Genomic DNA, 23,437 nt, shown 5'->3' with positions numbered 1-23,437 from the left:
CATCCGACGCGCAGCATCCGACTTGCCGTACCCGACGCGCGGCACCTGAATCGACGTACCCGACCCGACGCACCCGACGAACGATACGGAGCACTCCATGACCCAGCAGTCCTCCTCCCTCTCGCGTCGCGGCCTGGTGCTGACGGGCGCGGGCGGTGCGGCCGCCCTCCTCGGCTCCGCGCTGACCGGCACGGCGACGGCCGCGCCCCGCGCCCCCGGCACCCGCGCCGCCAGGGCAGTGGCCGCCGGCGCCGCGCTGCAGCCGTACGCCTCGTACTGGTTCCCCGACTCGCTGCCCTCCGGCGACCCGGGCGAGGGCATCACCTGGCGTTCACTCAAGGAGTGGACCGCCGTGGGCGACCAGGACCTGGCGTTCAACACCGCGACCGTGCCGCTCGCCGACCGCTTCACTCCGGTGCCCGCGAACGGCACAGCCCGCGCCCACCAGGCCCGGATAGCGCCGCTGGTCTCCTTCGACCACACCGCGGGCAACCCGTCCCAGGGCTCGGCCACCGCCGACTACTACGCCCTGACGCACTGGGCGTACATCGACGAGCTGGTCTTCTGGGGCGGCTCGGCGAAAGAGGGCATCGTGCTGGCCCCCAACGCCCCGGTGGTGGACGCCGCGCACCGCAACGGCGTCCCGGTGCTCGGCACTGTCTTCCTGCCGCCCGTCCACTACGGCGGCGATCCGCGCTGGACACGCGACCTGGTGCAGCGCGACGCGCTCGGCCGCTTCACGCTCGCCCGGAAGCTGGCGGAGATCGCCGCGGCCTACGGCTTCGACGGCTGGTTCATCAACGCCGAGACCGAGGGCGGCGACGCCGCGCTCGCCGCGGACATGCACGGCTTCCTGCGCGCGCTGCGGGCCCAGGGCGCGAGCCGCGGCATGCGGACCATCTGGTACGACGCGATGGACTCGTCCGGCGACGTGGCCTGGCAGGGCGCCCTCAACTCCCGCAACCAGCGGTTCTTCCAGGACGAGGACGGCAAGGTCGCCGACTCGATGTTCGTCGACTTCCGCTGGAACCGGCAGACCCTCGCCGCGTCCGGCCGGCTCGCGGAAACGCTGGACCGCGGCCGCTACGAGCTGTGGGCCGGAGTCGACGTCGAGTCGAACGGCTGGAACGCCAGGCCCGACTGGGACGCGATCATCCCCGGCGACGGCGACCACGTGGTGTCGTACGGCTTCTACCGGCCCGAGTGGACACTGAACCACCTGCCGCGGGACCGCACCCCCGGGCAGTTCCACGCCGCCGACGACCGCTTCTGGTCCGGAGAGGGACTCGACCCCACCCAGCCGGACCCCAAGGCCGCCTGGCGGGCCCCGGCCGTCGCGGTCGCGGACCGCTCGACCGTCTTTGCCCTGCCGTTCGCGACCACCTTCAACACCGGGCACGGACTGCGCTGGTACGAGGAGGGGGCCGTCACCTCGAAGAGCCCGTGGAACCATCTGGGGCTGCAGGACCGGCTGCCGGGGCGGCGCTGGGCGGTGCGCACGACGGGCCGGCGCCCGGATGTCTCGCTGGACTTCGAGGCCGCCTGGCGCGGCGGCAGCAGCCTGCTGGTGGCGGGCGAGCTGGACGCCCCGGCCACCGTGGAGCTGTACGCGACCCGGCTGCCGCTGGGCAGGAACACGGTGGTCGACATCACCCACCGGGCGGAAGAAGGCCCGGTCCGCGTCGAGCTGGCCGTGGCGCTGCACGAGCCGGACGAGCCGGGCGCCCCGCTCCGGTACACCTGCCTCCCGGCCGGGACCGTACGCCCGGGCTGGACGACCGCCACCGTACGGCTCGGCTCGCTGGGCGGCGGCACCGCGCACGCCCTGGGCGTCCGGCTCACCGGCCAGGGCGGCAGGCCGGTGAAGTGGCGGCTCGGCGCGCTCGCCGTGCGCGAGGGCCCAGAACGCCCCGCCGCCCCGGCGCACTTGAGGATCACCGACGCCGAGCAGGCCGGCGGGAAGGTGGCGCTGCGCTTCTCCTGGCGGCGCTCCCCGGGCGACGTCCGCCACTATGAGCTCCACCGGACGCTGCCGGACGGCACCCGGCGCTTCCTCGGCGGCACCTGCGGGACCGCCTTCTACGTCCCCGCTCTGGAGCGTGAGCGGGGCGAGCGGGCGGCCCTGTTCGAGCTGCGGGCCGTCGGCGAGCTCTACAGCGCCTCCGGCCCGGCCCGGACCTCGCGTATCTGGTAACCCCTTCCGGTAACCCCCCTTGCCCGCACCAGCAGTTACGGAGCCCATCCCCATGCATGACGACCGCGCACTGGTCGAGGCCCGCCTCACCCGCGTACTCGACGAGCGCATCCGCCCCGCCCTCCACCCCGCCTCGGTACCCCTGCGGGTCGTGTCCTGGACCGCCCCGGGAGAGCCGGTGCCGGTCGCCGAAGGGCTGGCCGCCGCCCATGACACGACGGTGCGGGCGGGGGACGGCTGGGGCGCGCCCTGGGCCACCACCTGGTTCAAGGTGACCGGCAGCGTGCCCGCCGAGTGGGCGGGGCGGACCGTCGAGGCCGTGCTCGACCTCGGCTTCGATGAGCGCATGCCCGGATTCCAGTGCGAGGCGCTGGTCTACACCCCGGACGGCGAACCGCTGAAGGCCATCAACCCGCGCAACCAGTGGGTGCGCGTCGGCGCCCCGGTGGCCGGCGGCGAGCGCGTCGAATGGCATCTGGAGGCCGCCTCGAACCCGGTGCTGCTCGGCGACGAGCCGTTCCGGCCGACGCACCTCGGCGACAAGGACACGGCGGGCACCGACCCCCAGTACCGCATCGCACGCATGGACCTCGCGGTGCTCGACACCACGGTCTGGGAGCTCATCCAGGACCTGGAGGTCATCGGCGAGCTGATGCTGGAACTGCCCGTCGACGGCGCCCGCCGCTGGGACCTGCTGCGGGCGGTGAACCGGGCGCTGGACGCGATCGACCTCCAGGATGTGAACGGCACCGCGGACGCCGCCCGTTCGCAGCTGACGGACGTGCTGGCCGCGCCCGCGCACGCGTCCGCCCACCGCATCAGCGCGGTGGGTCACGCTCACATCGACTCCGCCTGGCTGTGGCCGCTGCGCGAGACGGTGCGCAAGGTCGCACGGACGACGTCCAACATGACCGCGCTGCTCGACGACCACCCGGAGTTCGTCTTCGCGATGTCGCAGGCGCAGCAGTACGCCTGGATCAAGGAGCACCGCCCCGAGGTCTACGCGAAGGTCAAGAAGGCCGTGGCGGCCGGCCGGGTCGTACCGGCCGGCGGCATGTGGGTCGAAGCCGACACCAATATGCCCGGATCGGAGGCGATGGCCCGGCAGTTCGTGCACGGCAAGCGGTTCTTCATCGACGAGTTCGGCATCGACAACGAGGAGGCATGGCTGCCCGACACCTTCGGCTTCGCGGCCGGTCTGCCGCAGATCATCAAGGCCGCGGGCGCCAAGTGGCTGCTGACCCAGAAGATCTCCTGGTCCCAGATCAACACGTTCCCGCACCACACCTTCCAGTGGGAGGGCATCGACGGCACCCGCGTCTTCACCCACTTCCCGCCCGTCGACACCTACAACTGCTCCATGCTGGGCCGGGAAATCGCGCACGCGGCGAAGAACTTCAAGGACAAGGGCGTCGCCCAGCACTCGCTGGCGCCGACCGGCTGGGGCGACGGAGGCGGCGGCGCCACCCGCGAGATGATCGCCAAGGCCGCCCGGATGCGCAGCCTCGAAGGCTCCGCGACCGTCACCTGGGAGACCCCTGCGGAGTTCTTCACCAAGGCCGAGGCGGAATACCCCGACGCACCGGTGTGGGTGGGCGAGCTCTACCTGGAACTGCACCGCGCGACGCTGACCAGCCAGGCCAAGACCAAGCAGGGCAACCGGCGCAGCGAACACCTGCTGCGCGAAGCCGAGCTATGGGCCGCGACCGCCACCGTCCGCACCGGCGCCCCGTACCCGTACGAGCAATTGGACCGGATCTGGAAGACGGTGCTGCTGCACCAGTTCCACGACATCCTGCCCGGCTCCTCCATCGCCTGGGTCCACCGCGAGGCCGAGCTGACGTATGCCGCCGTGGCCCGCGAGCTGGAGGAGATCATCGGCGCGGCGCTCGGCGCGCTCACCGGCTCCGGCGACACCGCGCTGGTCGTCAACTCCGCGCCGCACACCCGCGCCGGGGTCGCGGCGGGCGCCCTGGCCCCCGCGACGGTCAGCGGCGAGGCGGTGAGCGCGGAGCCGCGCGCCGCGGGCGGCTTCGTCCTCGGCAACGGCCTGCTGCGAGTCGAGGTCGACGGCCGCGGGCTGATCGTCTCGGCGTACGACATCGGCGCGGAGCGCGAAACGGTGGCGCCCGGCCAGACCGCGAACCTCCTGCAGATTCACCCCGACTTCCCGAACATGTGGGACGCCTGGGACGTCGACGAGTTCTACCGCAATGTCGTCACGGACCTGACGGACGCCGACGAGGTCACCCTCACCGAGGTCTCGGAAGCCGGGGCGACGGTCCGCGTCGTCCGCTCCTTCGGGGCCTCCCGCACCGTGCAACTGCTGACGCTCCCGCGCGGCGCACGCCGCCTCGACCTTGACACCGAGGTCGACTGGCACGAGACGGAGAAGTTCCTCAAGGCCGCCTTCCCGCTGGACATCCACGCCGAGCGGTACGCCGCGGAGACCCAGTTCGGTCACATGTACCGGGCCACGCACACCAACACCAGCTGGGAAGCGGCCAAGTTCGAGGCCTGTGCCCACCGCTTCGTCCACCTGGAGGAGCCCGGCTGGGGCGTGGCGCTCGTCAACGACTCCACGTACGGCCACGACGTCACCCGGACCGTACGCAAGGAGGACAGCGGCACGACGACCACGGTCCGGCTGTCCTTGCTGCGCGCCCCGCGCTTCCCCGACCCGCAGACCGACCAGGGCCTGCACCGCTTCCGCTACGCCCTGGTGCCCGGCGCGGGCGTCGCCGACGCGGTCCGCGAGGGCAGCGCGATCAACCTGCCCGAACGCCGGGCCACCGGATCGGCTCCGGTCGAGCCGCTGGTCGCGGTCGACAACGACGCGGTGGTGGTCACCGCGGTGAAGCTCGCCGACGACGCGAGCGGAGATGTCATCGTCCGCTTCCACGAGGCCAACGGCGGCCGTGCGAAGGCCGCGCTGACCGCGGGCTTCCCCATCGCCTCGGTGACGGCGACCGACCTGCTGGAGCGGCCGCTCGCGGACGCGCCGGCGTTCGACGCCGACGGCGACACCGTGCGGATCGCGCTGCGCCCGTTCCAGCTCGTCACGCTGCGGCTGGTCAAGGCGGCTTCCCCGGCCGCCGTCTGAGCTGCTCCGCCGGCCGCTGCTCCGCCGGCCGCCGTCCGGGCTCCGGACGGCGGCTCCGGCGGGATGCGACGGTCAGGACCCCGACGGCTCCGGCTGGGGCGGGATCTCGGGCGGGGGGCTGGGCTGTTCGGACGTCGGGGTGTCCGACGGCGCGGACGGCGCGGAAGTCTCCGCGGAGGGCGAAGAGGAGCCCGGCGACGGGGACGACGGAGACCCGGACGGGGTGCCGCTCGGGCGCGTCGTCGGGGTGTCCGTGCCGCCCGTGTCGCCCTGGCGGCGCTCGAACCACTGGCCCGTGTCCGGGTCGACGAGGATGAAGATGTTGACCACCGTCGTCGCCTCGCGGACGACCACCACGTCCGATGAGCGGTACGACGGCCACGGCTTGCCGACCGTTTTCGGCGCCTCCTTGACGGCCACCGGTGAGGTGAGCGGGTTCCCGCAGGCGCAACGCACACGGGGCACGCCGCGCCGGTCGACCAGGACGGCCGTGCCGGTCTGCAGCACCGACTGGTAGCCGGTGGCTTTGCCGCCCTTGAAACCGTGGTTGGTGACCCGGGCGTCCGTACGCAGCTCCACGGGTGTCAGTGACCGCAGATAGGACGGGACGGCGCCCGCGTCGATGTCCTCGACATCGGCGAAGGCCTCGGCCTTGGCCCGGTCGCTCCTCAGGTAGTCGATCTGCTTCTCGACATCGCAGCTCGTGACGTTGCGGCTGCCGCCGTACAGTCCGGGCGCGGAGCCCCGGAAGGTGCTGGTGCCCTCCGTTCCGCCGGACGGCGCGCTGGGCGTCGCGGACTCGGGGGCGGACTCGCCGGTGTTCTTCGCCGTCGACTTGGTGAAGGGGTCGCGCCCCTCGGAGGACGCCGGCTGGAGGAACACCTCACCCGAACCGGACTTGCCGTCCGGCCGGGTGAGGAGGACGGTCGCCGCCACGGCCGCGACCAGGACGACCGAGACGAGCGCGACCCGTGGCGCGGATCGCCACCAGGGCTTACGGCCACCCGGACCGCCGCTGGGACCCCCGTTCCTGCCGTCCCAGGGGCCCTCGCCGCCGGAATCGCCAGGGCCGCCGGAACCGCCGGTGCCGCCGGGAGCCCCGGGCGAACCGGGCTCCTGCGGCTGTCCCTGCCCCGGGCCGGAGGGCTGACCCTGCGACGGTCCCGAAGAGGGCCAGGACGAGGGGCCCGAAGCGGGGCCCGAGGCAGGGCCGGAGAGCGGGCCCGACGGCGGGCCCGTCGGGTGGCTGTCAGGCGGCGGTGGAGATGTCACGGGCTCCTCTTCCGACGCGTCGGGCATCCGGCAGTACGGAATATGTCCGCATTAATACCTGTCTGGTCCATTGTGTGACCCGAATCGGCACTGCCCGCAAGCGGGGCGGCGCACCCGTGCATACGGTTATGAATGCGACAGATCAGGCAAACATCCCACTATCGGTCCCGTGCCCGGCAGGAGACACCGTGAGCCAGATGCGACCCCCCGCTTCAGCCGGCCCCGGAAGTGCGGCGCGCGCGGGCGGCGCACCGTCGTCCGCACAGGCCTGGGGGGACGCGCTCGCCGCGGTCGCGGCAGGGATGATCGCCATGCTCGTGGTCGCCGCACTCGGCCTGTGGGCGACCGGCGCGGGTGACCTGCCGGGCGGCGCGTTCCCCCGCGTGGTCGCCGTCGTCGTCGTGATGGCGGCCGGCGGCTCGGTCGAACTGTCGGGCGAGGCCGGAATCATCGCGCGGACGAACGCCGCGATCGACGTTGTCCCGCTGTCGGTGACGCTGGCCGGCGCCCTCGTGACCGCCGCCGTCTTCCTGTGGCCGCTGCGCCTGCGGGCGGTGGCCGGCACCCAGGAATTGCTCGGCCGCGTCGCCCGTACGGCCCTGCTCTGGCTGCTGCTGCTCCTGCTGCTCGCCCTCGCCGCCCGGCACAGCTTCCGCGTCCCCGTCGGCGGCGGCGTCACCGAGGACGTCACCGAGGACCTCGGCGCGGCGCCAACCGCCGGCTTCCGTGCCGACGTTCCCGCGACGCTCGGCTTCGGCCTGCTCTGGGTGCTGGCCGTGCTCGCGCTCACGTTCATCGTCTCGCGCCGGGCCCCGCTCTCCTCCCGCCTGCTGCGCTTCCAGAGATCCGTCCGTCCGCCCGCCTTCGCGATGCTGTCGGTGCTGCTCGGCTATGTGGCGATCGGCCTGATCGTCGGCCTGGTCTCGCTCATCACCCAGGGCCATCCGGCCGAGACCCTCGCCTCGATGCTCTTCGGCCTGCCCAACCTGGCCTGGATCGCGTTGGGCGTGGGCATGGGCGGCGCCTGGCAGGGACACGTGGCCCAGGGCATCGGACTGCCCATGCCGCCCGTCCTCGACCAGGTGCTGCGCGGCCGCGGCGGGAACCGCACCCTCGATATGGGCGCGGTCGCCGCCTACGACGGCCGCGCCTGGCTGCTGGTGGCGGTGGCCGCCGTCGTGCTGCTCGCCGGCGGGTTCCTCGCCGCGGTCCGCTCCCCGGCCCGGATGCCGCCGTGGCGGCACGCCCTGGAGATGGCGGTGGCCCTGGCGCTCACCCTGCTCGTCGTCGGACTCGTCACCCGGATCTCCGCGCACTACGGACTCTCGCTGGTCGGCGTCGGGGATCTCGGCGGCGGCCTCCGCGGCGCGGTCTCCCTCCAGCCGGACCTCCTGCGGCTGGTAGCGGCGGGGGCAGCCTGGGGACTGGTCACCGGGTTTCTCGGCAGCCTGCTCGCCCGGCGCGTACGGCACCCCGGCGACGTGCGGGACGCCCAGGCCCCGACGCCGGGCGACGGCGAGCGCTGAGCCTCAGCCGGGACGGGCCGGGAAGACCGGCGCGGCCCAGCGCGGCGGCGGGGGTGCCGCCGGCCGCGGCTGCTGCTCCGCCACGGGTACGTCCACCCGCGTCGGGGCGTGCCCCGAAGGCCGGCCCGTTGTCACTGCCGGTGCGCTCCGCCCGGCTGTTCGCAGCGCCGCCACGAATCCGCGGCAGGTGCCGTACCGGTCCCCGGGAGCCTTGGCCAGGGCCGTGGCCATCACCGCGTCGACGCCCGGCGGCAGGTCGGGCCGCTGTTCGGACAGCGGCGGGGGCGGGTCGTACTGGTGCGCCCAGAGCAGCGCCATGTCGTCATCGCGCCGGAACGGCGGCGCTCCGGTCAGCATCTCGCAGACGACGCAGGCCAGGCTGTAGACATCGCACCGGCCGTCCACCGGGCGCCCCGAGATCTGCTCCGGCGCCACGTAGTCCAGCGTGCCCACGAACTGCCCGACGCTGGTGAAGCCGGTCAGGGACAGCGATTTCTTCGTCAGGCCGAAGTCGGTCAGATAGACGTGCTCCGGACGGTCACTGTCGGTGCCCTCGGCCACCAGGATGTTGCCGGGCTTCACGTCCCGGTGCACGAGATCGTGTGCGTGCGCGGCGTCCAGAGCCGAGGCCACCTGGAGGGCGATCCGGCAGCATGCCTCCAGGGACAACCGTCCGTCGCGGTCGAGGAGCGCCCGCAGGTCCCGCCCCTCGACGTAACGCATCGCGATGTAGAGCACTCCGTCGGTCTCACCGGCCTCGAAGACCGGCACGATGTGCGGATGGTCGATGGCCGCGGCCACCCGCGACTCATGGGCGAAGCGCTTGCGGAAGAGATCGTTGCGCGCGAGTTCGGGCGCCAGCAGCTTCACGGCCACCGTGCGGCCGAGCCGCAGGTCCTCCGCCCGGTAGACGACCGCCATGCCGCCTCGGCCGATCTCGTCCTTCAGCAGGTACTCCGCGATCCGCCGGCCGCGGAGGCCGGAGGCGTCGGAGGCGGTCGGCCGCTCCCGCCGGCGGCCGTCAGCGTCGGCGTCGGGTGTGGCCTCGTCGTTGTTCACCGAACGTCACCCAGCCGGGTCGGCGGGTGGTCGTCCGGTCGCATGGTCCGGGTCTCCTCGGCGGCCTCCTCGGCGTCTTCGGCCTCCTCAGCGGCCTCCTCAGCGGCCTCCTCTGCGGGTCGGACGATCGCGGTCTCCTCCTCCGCCCGGCCCTGCCATGGCGCCACCGGCGGTACCGCGGCGGTCGGCGCCTCTCCGGGGGGCGGTGACATGCCGGTGAGCGGCGGCGCGTGAGCGGGTTCGCCCTCGCCGACAGGTCCGCGTTCACCAGCGGCAGCCCGCCGGGGCGGCGCGTCCGCCGACGGTGCGGGCGGCGGTGGCGTGCTGTCCGCCTGCGGCACGCCCCCCTGCGGCACGCCCCCCTGCGGCACGCCCCCCGGCGGGCGTTCCTCCGAGGCCGACGGTCCGTGCGACGCGGCGAACGTCTGCAGCGACACCCCGTCGCAATAGCACCACCGCTCGTGCCGCGCGTCGTACAGCCAGACCTCCCCGCCGTCCACGACCACGCCCACCCGCATGCCCCGCGTGCGCTCCCGGAACGACTCGCCGTTCAGCCGCCCGGCGGCCAGCTCCTCCACCAAGCCCCGGTAGCGGCCCACTTCCCCCTCGATCGTCCCCAGCAGCGGGCGGGGATCCGCGGTGCGCGCGGCGGGCGGGCCCGCCGCGGGCGGCTCGTGTCCGACCGGCAGCAGCAGCCGCCCGTCCACCCACGCGGACCAGCCGTTGGAGCACAGCGCCAGCGCCCAGTCGCCCCGGCGGTCCACGACCTGGACGGGCAGCAGCGGGTCCAGCGGAACCGTCGGCCGCGTCGCGTCCGGCGCCGACCAGGTCGCCATGCCGTACGCGGGGACGACATGGCTGGGGCGGAACTCGGGTGACGTCACAGGCAGCTCCTCCGGGCGCTACTTCCGCATGATTTCGGGCTCGTGCCGCCGCAGCAGCTTGGCGACCAAAAATCCCAGCACCGCCGAGAGCACGACCAGCATGCCCATGTTCAGCAGCCAGATCCCGGGCGAGTGCTGGAAGAGCGGGTCGGAGGTGAGCTCCTGCGGCACGATCCGGTGCAGGTCGACAGTCCCCGCCATGGCGCCGAGCGCCCATCGGGCCGGCACCAGCCACGCCAGCTGCTCCAGCCCCGGCACCCCGTTCAGCTTGAGCAGCGCACCGCAGAACACGACCTGCACGATCGCGAGGAGGACCAGCAGCGGCATGGTGACTTCCTCCTTCCGCACCAGGGCGGACACGAAGAGGCCCAGCATCATCGCGGTGAACGCCAACAGCGCTACCGCGAGAGTGACTTCGGCCAGGGGCGGCAGGAACACCCCTTCGCCTCCCGGAGCGTTCAGATCCACGCCGAACAGTCCCACCATGGTGAGCACCACGGCCTGCACCACCGTGATCAGCCCGAGCACCACCACCTTCGACATCAGATACGCCGAGCGGGACAGACCGACGGCTCGCTCCCGCTGATAGATCACCCGCTCCTTGACCAACTCGCGCACCGCGTTGGCGGCCCCCGTCAGCACGGCCCCGACGCACAGGATCAGCAGCGCGTTCAACGCCGAGTCCTTGGTGAGCCGGCTTCCGGCCAGAGCGTGCGCCATCGCACCCATCACGAACGGCAGGGCGACCATGATCGCCAGGAACGTCCGGTCGGCCGTCAGCGCCGCCGCGTACCGCCGCACCAGGGTGCGCAGCTGCGCACCCCAGCTCTGCGCCTTGGGCGGAGCCACCGAGCCGCGCGCGGCCTCCGGGGCGCGCCGGGGCTGCCGGGAGTCCCCGGCGACGTACCGCCGGTGCAGCGGCGAGGCGCGGAACTGCCCCGCCCAGTCCCGCTCCGCGTCATTCTCGAAGGCCTCGAACGCCTCCGGCCACTGCTCGAACCCGAAGTACGCCAACGCCTCGTCCGGCGGCCCGTAGTACGCGATCCTGCCGCCCGGTGCGAGCACCAGCAGCCGGTCGCACACATCCAGGCTCAGCACACTGTGGGTGACCACGATGACCGTCCGGCCGTCGTCCGCCAGGCCGCGCAGCATATGCATCACCGAGCGGTCCATGCCCGGGTCGAGACCGGAGGTCGGCTCGTCGAGAAACAGCAGTGACGGCTTGGTCAGCAGCTCCAGAGCCACGCTCACCCGCTTGCGCTGGCCGCCCGACAGACTGTGGATGGGCTGGCCGACCCGCTGGTCCAGGCCCAGCTCATGGATCACCTCGTCGACCCGCGCCCGGCGCTCCGACTTCGCCGTGTCCTCCGGGAAACGCAGCTCCGCGGCGTAGCCGAGGGCACGGCGCACGGTCAGCTGCGAGTGCAGGATGTCGTCCTGCGGCACCAGCCCGATCCGCTGCCGCAGCTCGGCGTAGTCCCGGTACAGATCCCGGCCGTCGTAGAGCACGGTGCCCTGGTCCGCCGGGCGCAGTCCCGTCAGGGCGTTGAGCAGCGTGGACTTCCCCGCGCCGCTCGGTCCGACCACGGCCAGCAGCGACTTCTCGCCCACCGGGAAGGACACCTCGTCCAGCAGCGTCCGGCGGTCCTTGCCGACCCGTACCGCCAGGTCCTGCACGTCGAGGGACACCTCGCCGGTGTCGATGAACTCCTGGAGCTGGTCGCCGACGAGCGCGAACGCGGAGTGGCCGATGCCGACGATGTCGCCGGGCTCGACCGGAGCACGGGTGACCGGCTGGCCGTTGAGGTACGTGCCGTTGTGGCTGCCCAGGTCGACGATCTCGTAGCCGGCGGGGCTCACCCGCAGCTCCGCGTGCCGGCGAGAGACCGCCAGGTCGTCGATCACCAGGTCACTGTCGGCCGCCCGGCCGATCCGCACCGGCCGGATCTCGGGCAGCGGCCGCACCGAACTCGGCCGGCGGAAGGTGTGGGTGGCGGCGGGATACGAGACGGCCGACTGCCCCCGCCCGACCTCGGCCGGCCGCTGCACGCTGCTGAGCACCGCGCACGGGCCGTCGGCCGGATTGCCGAACCGGATGACGCTGCCCGGACCGACCCCGGACCGGCTCACCCGCCGCCCGTCGGCGTAGGTCCCGTTGGTGCTGCCCTCGTCCTCCAGCGTCCAGTGGCCGTCGGTGGGCCGCAGCACCGCGTGATGCCAGGAAACCCTGGCATCACTGAGCACGATTTCGCCCTCGGGGTCGCGCCCCACGGGTAGGAGCGGCTCGGACTCATCACCTGGGAGCCACCGTCGGCTTCGAGGACGAGTTCGGGCGCGGTAGGGGAGACAGGCTGTTCTGCCATGGTCACGATTTTACGGCCGGTGACCCGGCCCCGCCTGCGCTGAGCCTCCGCGGCCCCGCTGGGAAGCGGCACCTCAGCCGTCCTTGTTCACGCGCACTTCTGTCCGCGACGGCGACGTCACCCGTGTGCCGGGTGGAAGAACGCGGAGGAAGGGGGGTGGGCGCTCGGCCACCGCGCTCGCTGCCGGCCGTGATCGGATGACCTGACGGAGTGCTGCCAGGTGCTCCCTCGGACCTTTTGGATCATCCGGTCCGGCGGCGACCGACGAGGGTCTGCTCCAGGACGTCCACGGCACGGTCGATGTCGTCGGCGGAGTTCAGCACACCTGGCGCGAACCTGATGGCGCTGCTGCGACTGGCCCGCCATGATTCTTTCGTGTTCGAGCGCGGCGACGATGTCCGCGGGGTCATGGTCGTCACCGCTCACGCTCTCTGTATTTCTCGCCGCAAGACGGGCGCGGCGCAGCAGCTACACCCGCTCCCCTTCCGTGGTGACAGTCTCCTTCGGCGTCGTGCGGAACCGTGCGGCGCGGAAGGTCAGCAGCAGTCCCAGGGCCACCAACGCCGCTGCGATCACCGGCAGGAGGCCTGGTTCGAGGGCCACAACGGCCCCTCCCAGGGCACCGCCCGCCGCGGCTCCCACGTATACGGAACTGCTGTGGACCGCCATGGCCTGCGCCGCGGCCTGATGGCCCACGCGGACGAGCATGAGGGCCTGGATGCCGGGCGGCACCGCCCAGGCCGCGGCCGACCAGCACGCCAGCAGCGCGGCGACGAGTGCGACCGGAACCGGCCTGACGAGCCAGAGCAGGGCGAAGGCCAGCATCGCGCCGCAGAACAAGGAGCTCGCGAGAACAAGGCACCGCGGTGGGTCGTACCGGTCGACGAGCCTGCCGGAGAGCTGCGTCCCGAGAATGCCCCCGGCTCCGGAACACACCAGCAGCATGGCCAGCGCGTGCGGGGTGGACTCCGGCGAGGCTGGAGAGGAAGGGTGCGAGGTACGTCTGGAAGGTCAGGTTTCCGGCCACCATCAGGACGGTGACGAACAGGACGGCCATGACGGTGCCGTTGAGCAGTGGGCGTGCCAGATCCGCGATGGTCTGGCGTTGCGCTCCGGCATCGGCCGCGGCGGTGGCTCGGGGCGCGGCGGTGGCTCCAGGCACGGCCCAGGCCGCGAGCAGCAGCGCTCCGACGCCCAGCACACCGCAGAACACGAAGGTCGCCTGCCAGCCGGCGGACGCTCCGATCCACGTGCCGGCGGGGACGCCGAGCAGGACCGCACCGGTCAGACCGGTCATCACGGTGGCCAGGTATCTGCCCCGGTGCTCGGGTGGCGCTGTCGTGCCGGCCGCCGCCAGGGCGGGCATCGGCACCTTCACCCTTCGCGCCCTGGCTGAAGCCCTGGGGCAGAGCACCCGTGTGCTGACCCACCACTTCGCCGACAAGAGCGCCCTGCTCGCCGCGGTCCTGGGGCGAGCAGGACGAACGCCAGCACGCGGCGCTGCGGTCGACTCCGGGGTGGGAGGATCCGTCCGCCACGGTCAGCTCCATCGTGAGATCCGCCTGGGAACGGAACCTCGGGCCCGACGAGTTGGCCATGACCCGGCTCATCCGGGAGATCGAAGGGCTCAGCGCGGCCGGAAGGCTCCCGGTGTGTGAGCCGGGGTTCGTCCGCGGACGCGCGGAGTTCGTCGCGTCATGCCTGGTACGGCGCGGTCTGCCCGAAGCGGACGCGCTGGTCAAAGCCACCTTGCTCAACAGCGCCTTCGCGAGCCTCCAGAGCGGCTTCCTCATCACCGGCGACAGGGACAGGACGGAAGGCGCGCTCAACGATCTCTGTACATGGATCGAAACCTGCGTCGCCTGTGACGCCTGTGTCGGCGAACCGACCCGAACTGAGCGCACCGGCCTCTGAGGCCAGGCGACGATTTCCTGCTGGAGCGGGAGTATCGGGTTCTTTCTCGAACCTTCTGACAGGACCGGGGTGTGGCGTCAGGCTGTGTCGCATGAGCGGTCTGAGCGGTCTGAGCGGTCGAAGGGCCTTGACGAATGCGGAGTGGGAGCGGTGGGAACCATGGCTGCCCGGCGGGGGCGCTCGTGGTGGTCGTGGGCGTGGCCATCCCCGGGTGAAACGCCGGATGTGGCTGCTCGGGTCCGCTCTGGCGTGCCCTCTTCTGCTGGTGTCGTGCACGTTGGTCCAGGAGCCGCGGCCGGATGACGCAGCGTCGTCGGCTTCGCGCGGCGCGACTCCCTCTCCGCGCCAGGTCGAGAAGACACTCGCCGCTGAGGCGCGCACCGCTGTCGACGGCACGGCAGCAGGCGAGAAGCTGGTCGAATCGGGGGAGGAGCGCGTCACTGACGGAGCGCACACGCGGCCGTTCCGGCACCGAGAGAAGGGCCAGTACCGGCTGACGATCGCGTGCGCAGGGCACGGAGACGCGGAGGTCGCCTTCACTCCCGCCTTGGACGTCGCGAAGAAGACTCTCCCCTGCGACGGGACCGTAACGTCCCAGCGGTTCGTCGTGCGTCAGGCATTGCGCCTCGACATCACAGGCAGCGAAGGATCATCAGGGATGATCGCCTGGCGGATCAGTCAAATGTGACCCCTCCCTGAGGCGGCCGGCTGTGACCCCTTCCTGAGCGCGCCGGCACGGTCATCGATCACCCCGCTCCCGCCGGCAGGCCCCCGTTCCCGCGCTGGAACGCGGGCACGCCCTGTGAGTCCCGCGTTGTTTCCTGTGCGGAGGGGCGGGCTCGGGCTCCACGAAGGGACGGCGTCGGCGCTGGCATCAGGCGCGTGGCGGGGGCGGCGAGGAAGGGGACGAGCAGCGGCAGCCACACGGCGTAGATCATCCGGTGTCCTCCCCGAGCAGGGAGCGGAGCAGTTCCTCGTCCTCGTCGTTGAGCTGGGAGACGAAGCGGGCGAGCACGGTGCTGCGGTCCTCGTCCTTCTCCAGTTCGCTGTGCATGCGGCGGGCTCTGAGGCCCGGCGCGTCCTCGGTCGGGCTGTAGGCGTAGCCGCGGCCGGACCGCACACGGGCCGTGGCGCCCTTCTCGTGGAGGCGGGACAGGATGGTGGTGACGGTGGTGCGGGCGAGCCGCGTGCCGAGCGCGGTCTGCACCTGGCCGGGGGTGAGCGGGCCGTCAGCGGCCCACAGGGCCGCCAGGACGCCGGCTTCCAGCTCTCCGGCCGGCCGTCGCTCCGCGCTCATGTCGGACATGGACGCTCCTCCCGCATTCTTCGTCTACAGTGAAGTAGACCGTCTACATCACTGTAGTCCGTCGGGTCGTCGCGCCGACGGCCCCGCCCACCATTATGGGAGCCGCCCCCTATGGCCGTAACCGTGCTCGCGGCAGCGCCGCAGGCCGTGAACCTCCTCGACGCGGGATCGCTGCTCTCCGCGTTCGGAGCCCTCGGCGTAGCGGTCGTGCTCTTCGCGGAGACCGGCCTGCTGATCGGCTTCTTCCTGCCCGGCGACTCCCTGCTGCTGCGCTCCCGCCGCGCATCCCGAGCCCGCCGCGCACCTGAAGGCCGCGCACCTGAAGGCCGCGCACCCGTAGGAGGAGCGCGTTGACTGCGCTCGCCGATGCCGGAAGCTCCTTCGACGGAGGTCTTTACACCCGGATCGCCGATCTGGCCCGGCAGGCCCCCGCTCCGCTGGACTCCGTGGTCTCCGCCTGGTCCACCTACGGCCTCGCGCTCTTCGGCGTGCTGCTGCTGATGGCCTGGTGGCGGGCCCGGCGCGAGGACGCGCCCCGCGCGGCCCAGGCGCTGGCCGCGCCTCTCGTGGTGATCGCGGCCTTCACCGCCGACTCCGCGATCAAGTCACTCGTGCGGGAGCAGCGGCCCTGCCAGACCCTGCACACCCTCACCCTCGAAGCCTGTCCCGCGCTGGGGGACTGGTCCTTGCCCAGCAACCACGCCGCCGTCGCGGCGGCCGCTGCCGTAGCGCTGCTCCTGACCGACCGCCGCCTCGGCGGGGTCGCGGTACCCGCCGCCGTGCTGATGGCGGCCTCACGGGTGTGGGTGGGGGCGCACTATCCGCACGATGTGCTCCTGGGCCTGCTCGTGGGAGCCGTCGTCGCGCTGCCGCTCATGGTCGCCGCCCGCCGCGCCGCCGCGCTGGTGGACCGGCTGCGCGCTTCGCGGCTGCGTCCCCTGGTGGCGTCGCGGTGAACCCGTCCGGCGTGACGGCCCGGCGTACCGGGCTGCTGCCCTCACCGGGTGTCACCGTGCTGTGCGCCACGCTCTTCGTGCTGCTGGCCGTAGGCGTCATCAGCCGCGACGGCGCACCCTTCCCCGTCGAACTGAGCCTGCACCGCTGGGCCGTGAACCACCGCCCGGACGCCGCCGTCGGCTGCGCCCGAGCCCTCACCGCGACCGGTACCGGCCTCATCCCCTACCTGTGCGCCGTCGCCGCCGGACTCATCGCGGGCCGCGACGCACGTCGCCGGCTGTGCGCGGCGGCCGGAGTGCTCGGCTTCCTCGGCCTCGCCCAGGCCGCCCGCTACGGCTTGCTCCACCTGATCGGGCGTCCGCGTCCCGCGACCGCCGACTGGGCCACCCACGCCTCCGGCTTCGCGTTCCCCTCCGGGCACGCCACGACCTCCGCGCTCGCGGCCGGGCTGCTGGCCTGGGCCGTCACCTCCCGGGCCCGCCCTGCCCCGGCGCGCATCGGCTGTGCGCTGCTCGGGTGCTGGGCGGCGGCCGTGGGGCTGAGCCGGATCCATCTCGGTGTGCACTGGGCCGGCGACGTCCTCGGCGGATGGCTGTTCGCCCTCGCCTGGCTAGGCCTCGGGGCGGCGCTGATTCCGTTGCCCCGACTGCTGCCCCGGCAGCGACCGCCGTACCCGCGCCGACGCGGTCGCAGCGATGCCGGCCGCTCCGGACAAGGCGGCCACAACTCGCAGACCTGCGGGGCCCGGCCGGAGTAACGTTGAGGTGTTGAGGACTTCCCGTTTGCCGGCTGCGGTGCCGGCGGCGTCCTCGACGAGCGACGACACCGGGCGGCGGCTCCGCTCCGGGGGCAGGGTTCGCGTCATGCCGGTACAGGCCGCTCCCGCGCAGCTGTGGAGCACCGTCGCGCAGCGCGTGCGCACCGCACCGGGGCCCGCCGCTTCGTCGGCGCGCCGAGCGAGAACGGGAAGACCGCGTGGGCATGGCGGATGACACGGACTACAGCCCGATAGGAGTCATCGGACGGGTGACCGTCTCGATTCCGCCGGACGGCCCCGGCGAAGTGCTGTTGCCGGTGCGCGGCGGCAGCGAGGCGTTCGCGGCCTGGTCCCTCGAACCCATCGCCCGGCATGTGCGGGTCGTCGTCGTCGAGTGCACCTCGGCGCGGTCGGTGATCGTCGCTCCGCTGCCGTCCCCCTGATCCCACACCAACTGATCCCACACCAGGAGCCTGGTCATGTTGTTCTGGCACGTTCCCGCGCCGAACGAGGCGCTGCTCATCTCCGGCTCCAAGCGCAAGGCCGGGGACGCCCAATTCCGTATCGTCACCGGCCACGGCTGCTGGGTCATGCCGGTCAAACAGAAGGCGAGCGTGCTGTCGCTGTCGCTGCGGGAGTCGGAGATCTCCGAGGACTGCGTCACCCAGCAGGGCATCCGGCTCAGTGTGCGGGCCGTCGCCGTGTTCAAGGTCGGCGACGACACCCAGTCCATCGCGAACGCCGCCCGCCGGTTCCTGTCCGAACAGAACAGCATGGAAGAACTGGTCGGCCGCATCTTCGCCGGTCACCTCCGCTCCATCATCGGCGGGCTCACCGTCGAGCAGATCATCCGGGAGCGGGACCGGGTCGCCCAGGAGGTCAAGGAGGGCAGTCACTCCGAGATGGAGAAGCTCGGCATCGTGGTGGACGCGCTGCAGATCCAGGAGATCGGGGACACCTCCGGCTACATCACCAACCTGGCGGCGCCGCACGCCGCCGCCGTCGCCAGCGCGGCGCGCATCGCGCAGGCCAAGGCCGATCAGGAAGCCGCCGAGCGCGAACAGCAGGCCGCCGCGCTCAAAGCCGAGTACGAACGGGACACGGCGATCAAGCGGGCGGGGTTCCTGGCCGAAACCGAGCAGTCCAACGCCCGCGCCGCCCAGGCCGGCCCGCTGGCCCAGGCCCGCGCGTCCCAGGAGGTCATCGAGGAACAGACCGCGCTGGCTCAGCGCCAAGCGGCCTTCGCCGCCCAGCGGTTGGAGGCCGAGGTGCGGCGGCCGGCGGACGCGGAGGCGTACCGGCAGCGCACCCTGGCCGAAGCGCAACGCGACCAGACCCGCTTCGAAGCCGACGGACGCGCCTACGCCGAGCGGACCCTCGCTCAGGCCCAAGCCGATGCGAACACCGCGCGAGCGGCTTCGCTGCGGGACGGCAACCAGGAACTCATCGCGGCCAACCGCACCGTCGAGAACCTCCCCGCGCTCGCGGAAGCCGCCGCTATGGGGATGGCCGACGCCCACCTGACCGTCCTCAACGGTACGGACGGCATGAACCAGATCGTCGCCGGAATCGTCGGGCAGGGCCTGGCCATTCTCGACACGCTCAAGGCCGCGCAGGCTCCGGCGAAATCCACGTCGAACGGCTCCCTGGACCGGAGGGCGAAACTCACCCAGGACTGAACGGCCCGAGGCCGACGGGCGGGGCAGCCGCCCTCGCCCCGGCACCCCGTACACGGCACCCCGTACGCGGCACCGTGATCGAGCACGGCCGGAACGGTCCGGAGGAACCCGAGTCCGCTACGCCGGTTCCCGTGCCGTTGCGTCTGCGCCTGCGGTCTCGGGAGCGGTCCTGTCCCTGCGGGTGACCGTCAGGTGGATGACGAGTCCCAGGATGGTGGCGAGGAAGAGCGCGCTGGTGCCGACCGTTCCCAGCCCGAGGCCGCCGCTGCCGCGCGGCTGGGACAGGTAGTCGCCGAGGGAGGCCCCCAGCGGGCGGGTCAGGATGTAGGCGATCCAGAAAGCCACGACCGCGTTGAGCTTGAGGGCGGAGTGGGCGACGGCCACGGCCGCGATCAGGGCGCCGAACATCACGGCGGAGACCAGGTAGCCCAGGCCCAGCGTCTCCGCCGCGAGGTCGCCCGCGGCGGTGCCCAGGGCGAAGGTGAACAGAATCGCCGACCAGTAGAACGCTTCCCGTCGGCCGGTGCAGATGGTGTGGATGGACAGGGTCCGCTCACTCGCGTACCAGACGGCGAAGGCCGCCGCCAGCACCAGGCCGAAGACCACGGTGGTCGTCTCCAGCGGGACACCGAGATTGTCCGTCAGATTGTCGGTGACCAGCGTGCCGACGACACTGATCAGGACTACGGAGAGCCAGTAGATCCCCGGCACGTATTTCCTGGACCGGAACTGGAAGAACAGTGCCGCGATCAGCAGGACGCTCATCAGGTAGGTCGTGTCGGTCAGACCCATGTTCAGGTTTTCGATCAGGTAGTCCGCCGCGGTCTCGCCCACGGTGGTGCACAGGACCTTGATGATCCAGAAGTAGACGGCGACTTCTGGCACTTTGTTCAACAGCAGGCGGCCCCGCGGTACGGCTCCGGAACGGTGTGAAGTGGTCGTCATGCCGGGAGACTGGCACAGCGCACCTGTACACAACCTGACTGCGTGCCGGGCCGCGGCGGGCATCGGCGGGGGCCGGGCGTGGGAGCGGGTGATACTGGCGTGGTGACTGCTCACCGCGTCCTCGTCGTCGAGGACGACCACGGACTTCGCGATGTACTCGCCCGCGGCCTGCGGGAGGAGAACTTCGAGGTGCTCACCGCCGCCGACGGGGCTGGCGCGCTGCGTACGGTCGACGACCGGGTGGACGCGGTGGTCCTGGACATCGGCCTTCCCGACTCCGACGGTCGTGACGTGTGCCTCGCGATGCGCGCGGCGGGCGTCGATGTGCCCGTCGTCTTCCTCACCGCGCACGGCGGCCTGGCCGACCGGCTGTCCGGCTTCGCCGCCGGCGGAGACGACTACCTCGCCAAGCCCTTCCATCTGGCCGAGCTCGCAGCCCGGGTGCGCGCCGTGCTGCGCCGGGCCGGGCGCGAGCCCGCGGCGGAGGCGGACGGTCTGCGGCTGAACCCGGCGGCGCACGTACTGGAGATTCCCGGCGGCGGGCCGGTGTCCTTGACGCCCACCGAGTTCCGGCTGCTCGCCTGCCTGATGGCAGCCCCGGGCTCGGTCGTCCGCAGGCGCACGCTGCTGCGCGCGGCCTGGCCCGAGGGCGCCCAGGTCAGCGAGAACACCCTCGACCAATACCTGGCGCGGCTGCGGCGCAAGCTGCGCGAGGCCGGCGCCGCGCAGGGCATCAGCACGGTCCGCGGCGTGGGGTACCGCTTCGCATGAGGCGCGTTCGCGGGAGACTCCGGGGCCGGGCCACCCTGCGCGGCCGGCTCGCGCTGGTCGCGCTGGCCACCACCGCGGTCTGGGTCACCCTCCTGACCGCCGCCTTCAATCTGGCGCTCACCGCACGGCTGCGCGAACAGGCCGACGACCTGCTGCGCACCCGTGCGGAGGCGGTCGCCGCGACGGTGGAGACCCGGCCCGACGGCGAAATCGTGGTGCACGAGCCGAGCGACGACCAGGCTCTGGACACCGGGATCTGGGTCTACCAGGGCCGTAGGACCGTGGAGCGGCCCAGCGCCCCGGCCGCGTTGCAGGCCAGTGCGGACCGCCTGGTGGCGCGTCGCGAGACCTTCCTCGAGACGGCGGATCCGAGCGCTTCGCGGCTGTACGCGCTGCCGCTGAAGGCCGGCCACCGCCAGGTGGGCACCGTCGTCGCCGCGGTCGGGCTGGACCCGTACCGCAGCACCGCCCGCTCGGCGCTGGCCGGTTCGGCGGTCCTCGCCCTGCTGCTGCTCGCCGGCATCTACCTGGTGAGCCGCGTCGTCGTCGGCCGGGCTCTGCGGCCGGTGGGCGCCATGAGCGCGCAGGCCGCCCAGTGGAGCGAGTACGGCACCGCCCGCAGATTCGGCGCGGACGATCGCCCCGCCGAACTCGCCGGGCTGGCCGTCAACCTCGACGAACTCCTCGATCGGCTCGCGGCCGTCCTGCGGCACGAGCAGCAACTGACCGCCGAGCTCTCCCACGAGCTGCGCACCCCGCTGGCCCGGCTCACGGCCGAGACCGACTGGCTGACCGCCCGGCCCCGGGACACCGCCGAGCAGCACGCCTCGCACCAGGCCATCGCGGCGAGTGCCGCCCGGATGCAGCAGATCTGCGAGGCGCTGCTGACGGACGCCCGCACCGGCAGCGGTCAGTTGCCCGGCCGGTGCTCGCCGCTGGAGGTGGCGGGTGAACTGGCCCGGCGCCGGGCCGAGGAGCATCCGCAGGACCCGCCGGTCATCGTGGTCGGCGACGCGGCGCGGGCCGGTGTCTCGGCGGCCGTGCTGGAGCGCATCCTGACCCCGCTGCTGGACAACGCCGGTCGCTACGCCGAACGGCGGATCACGGTGAAGTGCGCGCAGCGGCCCGGCGGCGTGGAGGTCGCGGTGAGCGACGACGGCCCGGGGGTGCCCGAGGACGTGGGAGCCGCGGTCTTCGAGGCCGGGCGCCGCGCCGATCCCGGCGACGGGCACCGTGGCGCGGGCCTGGGGCTGGCCCTCTCCCGGCGGCTCACCCGTGCGGCCGGCGGGGAGATCACGCTGGCCGACTCCCCCTCCGGAGCTCGGTTCGTGGTGTCACTGCCCGCCGGTTGACGGTGCGTCGGCTCGTCGCGTCGCGGTCGGCCGGTGGAGCGGGCCGGCGGGGTACCGGTGCCGGGGCCGGATCAGCGGAGCAGTATCAGGCCGAGCAGGTCGAAGAAGTCGGAGGTCGCGTCCACCGCGCCGAGCACCGGAATCGCGCCGAGCACAACCACCGCCGCGGCGATCAACGGGGCGGTGGGCGGCGGAGCGGTCTGCAGGGCCGCGACGCGCCGGGCGACGGCCCGCTCGGAGAAGCCCAGGGCGCAGACGTCCCGGCTGCGGTGCGTGATCAGCGCCGCGCGGGCGAGCGCCCGGGCGGCGACGTTCCGGTCACCCACGGAACGGGCCGCGGACTCGTCCGCCCAGCGTTCCAGCAGGAAGGCGACGGTGTCGCGGACCGGGATGAGCAGGGGGTTGACCGCTGCCGCGAGGTCGGTGAGCGCGGCCCACCGGGCGTGCCGGTGGGCGAGATGCGCCCGCTCGTGATCCAGGAGCACCCGGCGCTCGGTCGAGTCGAGTGCGCCGAGCATGGCGGACGTGACCAGGATGCGCCCGGGGGAGCCCGGGACGGCGAAGGCGCGGGGCACCGGGGAGGCGGCGACGATCAGCTCCGTGTCGCCGGGGTGGGCCTCGCACAGGCGTAACAGGGCGCGCCGGGTGGCGCGGTGGGCGCGCAGCGCGCGGTACAGCCGCAGCAGACCGACCGTCAGGGCGGCGATCGCGGCCAGCGCGATGATCTCGGGGACCGGGTCCGGGATGCGCGGACCGTGCTCGCGCGCCTCCTCGGCCAGCGGCGGCGCGTCCTCGGCGAGGGTTCCGGCGAGCAGCAGCAGGCCCCAGGCTGTGGCGGCCGCGGTGACGAGACCGGAAATCGCCAGCGTGCGGGCGGCGGGTGCGGGGGCGAGGCGACGGCCGACGACCGGACTCACTGCGGAGAGCAGCAGGGACAGGACGAGCGGGACGTAGACATCGATCCTCACGGGGCCTGGCCTCCCAGCAGGTCGCGCAGCGCCTGTTCCTCGGCGGGGCTGAGGCCGGTGACGAACTGCTGGAGTGCGGCGATGGGGTCCGGGCCGCGGTCGAGGGCCTGGTGCATGACTTCGGCGGTGAGCTCGGCCGCGTTCTTCGAGGGGCGGTAGGCGCCGCGCCGCCCGCCGGCGTCGCGGACCACGAGTCCCTTGTCGAGCAGGCGACTGAGGATGGTGTGCACGGTGTTGTAGGCCAGGCCGCCGCCGAGTTCGGACTGCACCTCCGCCGGCGTCCGGGGCTGGTCACTCGCCCACAGGGTGGCGAGGACCTCGCTCTCCAGCTCGCCCGCGCTGCGTCGTTCCCCCCGGTCGCGGGGGCCTGTGCCTGCCATGGCAGCA

20 protein-coding genes and 3 pseudogenes are annotated in these 23,437 nt (G+C 72.8%); 13 read left to right on the top strand and 10 right to left on the bottom strand.

The window, feature by feature from the left end; translation table 11 throughout:
• Positions 1 to 97: 97 nt before the first annotated feature.
• Positions 98 to 2,194: an endo-beta-N-acetylglucosaminidase gene (locus QMK28_RS03545; protein WP_326435476.1), complete on the top strand. Its 2,097-nt coding sequence runs from the start codon at positions 98 to 100 to the stop codon at positions 2,192 to 2,194.
• Between the two features lie 52 nt (positions 2,195 to 2,246).
• Positions 2,247 to 5,297, top strand: coding sequence for an alpha-mannosidase (locus QMK28_RS03540; protein WP_326435475.1), 3,051 nt, complete (start codon positions 2,247 to 2,249; stop codon positions 5,295 to 5,297).
• Between the two features lie 72 nt (positions 5,298 to 5,369).
• Here QMK28_RS03540 and QMK28_RS03535 read toward each other — a convergent pair whose 3' ends face one another.
• Positions 5,370 to 6,233, bottom strand: a complete 864-nt coding sequence (locus QMK28_RS03535) for a DUF6777 domain-containing protein (RefSeq protein ID WP_326435474.1) — start codon at positions 6,231 to 6,233, stop codon at positions 5,370 to 5,372.
• Between the two features lie 524 nt (positions 6,234 to 6,757).
• Here QMK28_RS03535 and QMK28_RS03530 point away from each other — a divergent pair.
• On the top strand, positions 6,758 to 8,095 hold the full coding sequence (locus QMK28_RS03530) for a streptophobe family protein (RefSeq protein WP_443050523.1): 1,338 nt from the start codon (positions 6,758 to 6,760) through the stop codon (positions 8,093 to 8,095).
• 3 nt (positions 8,096 to 8,098) lie between these two features.
• Here the strand turns inward: QMK28_RS03530 and QMK28_RS03525 are convergent, their stop codons facing one another.
• The 5 genes and pseudogenes from QMK28_RS03525 to QMK28_RS34155 form a co-directional block, all read right to left on the bottom strand.
• Positions 8,099 to 9,058: a serine/threonine-protein kinase gene (locus tag QMK28_RS03525; RefSeq protein ID WP_326435548.1), complete on the bottom strand. Its 960-nt coding sequence runs from the start codon at positions 9,056 to 9,058 to the stop codon at positions 8,099 to 8,101.
• Between the two features lie 92 nt (positions 9,059 to 9,150).
• On the bottom strand, positions 9,151 to 10,038 hold the full coding sequence (locus QMK28_RS03520) for a hypothetical protein (protein WP_326435473.1): 888 nt from the start codon (positions 10,036 to 10,038) through the stop codon (positions 9,151 to 9,153).
• Positions 10,039 to 10,056: 18 nt separating this feature from the next.
• Positions 10,057 to 12,401: pseudogene (locus QMK28_RS03515) on the bottom strand (FHA domain-containing protein).
• Between the two features lie 468 nt (positions 12,402 to 12,869).
• Positions 12,870 to 13,352: an MFS transporter gene (locus QMK28_RS03510; protein WP_326435547.1), complete on the bottom strand. Its 483-nt coding sequence runs from the start codon at positions 13,350 to 13,352 to the stop codon at positions 12,870 to 12,872.
• Positions 13,353 to 13,422: 70 nt separating this feature from the next.
• Positions 13,423 to 13,767, bottom strand: a pseudogene (locus tag QMK28_RS34155) (MFS transporter); the annotation flags it as partial.
• Here QMK28_RS34155 and QMK28_RS34150 point away from each other — a divergent pair.
• From QMK28_RS34150 to QMK28_RS03500, 3 genes are all read left to right on the top strand, one after another.
• Positions 13,652 to 14,059 carry a TetR family transcriptional regulator gene (locus QMK28_RS34150; protein ID WP_443050522.1) on the top strand — a complete coding sequence of 136 codons (408 nt, stop codon included), beginning with the start codon at positions 13,652 to 13,654 and terminating at the stop codon, positions 14,057 to 14,059. The pseudogene QMK28_RS34155 and the gene QMK28_RS34150 sit on opposite strands and share 116 nt — an antisense overlap.
• Entirely contained in the window at positions 13,998 to 14,315 is a 318-nt protein-coding gene (locus QMK28_RS03505; protein WP_326435472.1) for a hypothetical protein, read from the top strand. The genes QMK28_RS34150 and QMK28_RS03505 overlap by 62 nt, the downstream gene beginning before the upstream one ends.
• A gap of 211 nt (positions 14,316 to 14,526) precedes the next feature.
• Positions 14,527 to 15,003: a hypothetical protein gene (locus tag QMK28_RS03500; protein ID WP_326435471.1), complete on the top strand. Its 477-nt coding sequence runs from the start codon at positions 14,527 to 14,529 to the stop codon at positions 15,001 to 15,003.
• Positions 15,004 to 15,249: 246 nt separating this feature from the next.
• On the opposite strand, the gene QMK28_RS03495 is transcribed toward QMK28_RS03500, so the two are convergent.
• Positions 15,250 to 15,621 carry a BlaI/MecI/CopY family transcriptional regulator gene (locus tag QMK28_RS03495; RefSeq protein ID WP_326435470.1) on the bottom strand — a complete coding sequence of 124 codons (372 nt, stop codon included), beginning with the start codon at positions 15,619 to 15,621 and terminating at the stop codon, positions 15,250 to 15,252.
• Between the two features lie 111 nt (positions 15,622 to 15,732).
• On the opposite strand from QMK28_RS03495, the pseudogene QMK28_RS03490 reads away from it, so the two are divergent.
• The 5 genes and pseudogenes from QMK28_RS03490 to QMK28_RS03470 all read left to right on the top strand — a co-directional run.
• Positions 15,733 to 15,888, top strand: a pseudogene (locus QMK28_RS03490) (DedA family protein); the annotation flags it as partial.
• Between the two features lie 83 nt (positions 15,889 to 15,971).
• Positions 15,972 to 16,577, top strand: a complete 606-nt coding sequence (locus tag QMK28_RS03485) for a phosphatase PAP2 family protein (protein WP_326435469.1) — start codon at positions 15,972 to 15,974, stop codon at positions 16,575 to 16,577.
• A gap of 11 nt (positions 16,578 to 16,588) precedes the next feature.
• Entirely contained in the window at positions 16,589 to 17,335 is a 747-nt protein-coding gene (locus QMK28_RS03480) for a phosphatase PAP2 family protein (RefSeq protein WP_326435468.1), read from the top strand.
• Positions 17,336 to 17,559: 224 nt separating this feature from the next.
• Positions 17,560 to 17,778 (top strand): hypothetical protein, encoded by a 219-nt coding sequence (locus QMK28_RS03475; protein ID WP_326435467.1) that lies wholly within the window; start codon positions 17,560 to 17,562, stop codon positions 17,776 to 17,778.
• Between the two features lie 36 nt (positions 17,779 to 17,814).
• Positions 17,815 to 19,014 carry an SPFH domain-containing protein gene (locus QMK28_RS03470; protein ID WP_326435466.1) on the top strand — a complete coding sequence of 400 codons (1,200 nt, stop codon included), beginning with the start codon at positions 17,815 to 17,817 and terminating at the stop codon, positions 19,012 to 19,014.
• Between the two features lie 117 nt (positions 19,015 to 19,131).
• Here QMK28_RS03470 and QMK28_RS03465 read toward each other — a convergent pair whose 3' ends face one another.
• Positions 19,132 to 19,959, bottom strand: coding sequence for a COG4705 family protein (locus QMK28_RS03465; RefSeq protein ID WP_326435465.1), 828 nt, complete (start codon positions 19,957 to 19,959; stop codon positions 19,132 to 19,134).
• 102 nt (positions 19,960 to 20,061) lie between these two features.
• Between QMK28_RS03465 and QMK28_RS03460 the strand changes: the two genes are divergently transcribed.
• Positions 20,062 to 20,730, top strand: a complete 669-nt coding sequence (locus QMK28_RS03460; RefSeq protein WP_326435464.1) for a response regulator transcription factor — start codon at positions 20,062 to 20,064, stop codon at positions 20,728 to 20,730.
• Positions 20,727 to 22,082, top strand: coding sequence for a sensor histidine kinase (locus tag QMK28_RS03455; protein ID WP_326435463.1), 1,356 nt, complete (start codon positions 20,727 to 20,729; stop codon positions 22,080 to 22,082). The genes QMK28_RS03460 and QMK28_RS03455 overlap by 4 nt, the downstream gene beginning before the upstream one ends.
• Before the next feature lie 71 nt (positions 22,083 to 22,153).
• Here the strand turns inward: QMK28_RS03455 and QMK28_RS03450 are convergent, their stop codons facing one another.
• A complete protein-coding gene (locus tag QMK28_RS03450; RefSeq protein ID WP_326435462.1) occupies positions 22,154 to 23,050 on the bottom strand; it encodes a M56 family metallopeptidase in 897 nt (298 codons plus the stop codon).
• Entirely contained in the window at positions 23,047 to 23,430 is a 384-nt protein-coding gene (locus QMK28_RS03445; protein WP_326435461.1) for a BlaI/MecI/CopY family transcriptional regulator, read from the bottom strand. The genes QMK28_RS03450 and QMK28_RS03445 overlap by 4 nt, the downstream gene beginning before the upstream one ends.
• Between the last annotated feature and the right edge of the window lie 7 nt (positions 23,431 to 23,437).

The sequence above is a fragment of the Streptomyces sp. H27-D2 genome, assembly GCF_035828615.1.
Lineage (GTDB): Bacteria > Actinomycetota > Actinomycetes > Streptomycetales > Streptomycetaceae > Streptomyces.
This window is presented reverse-complemented; position numbering and strand designations above follow the sequence as displayed.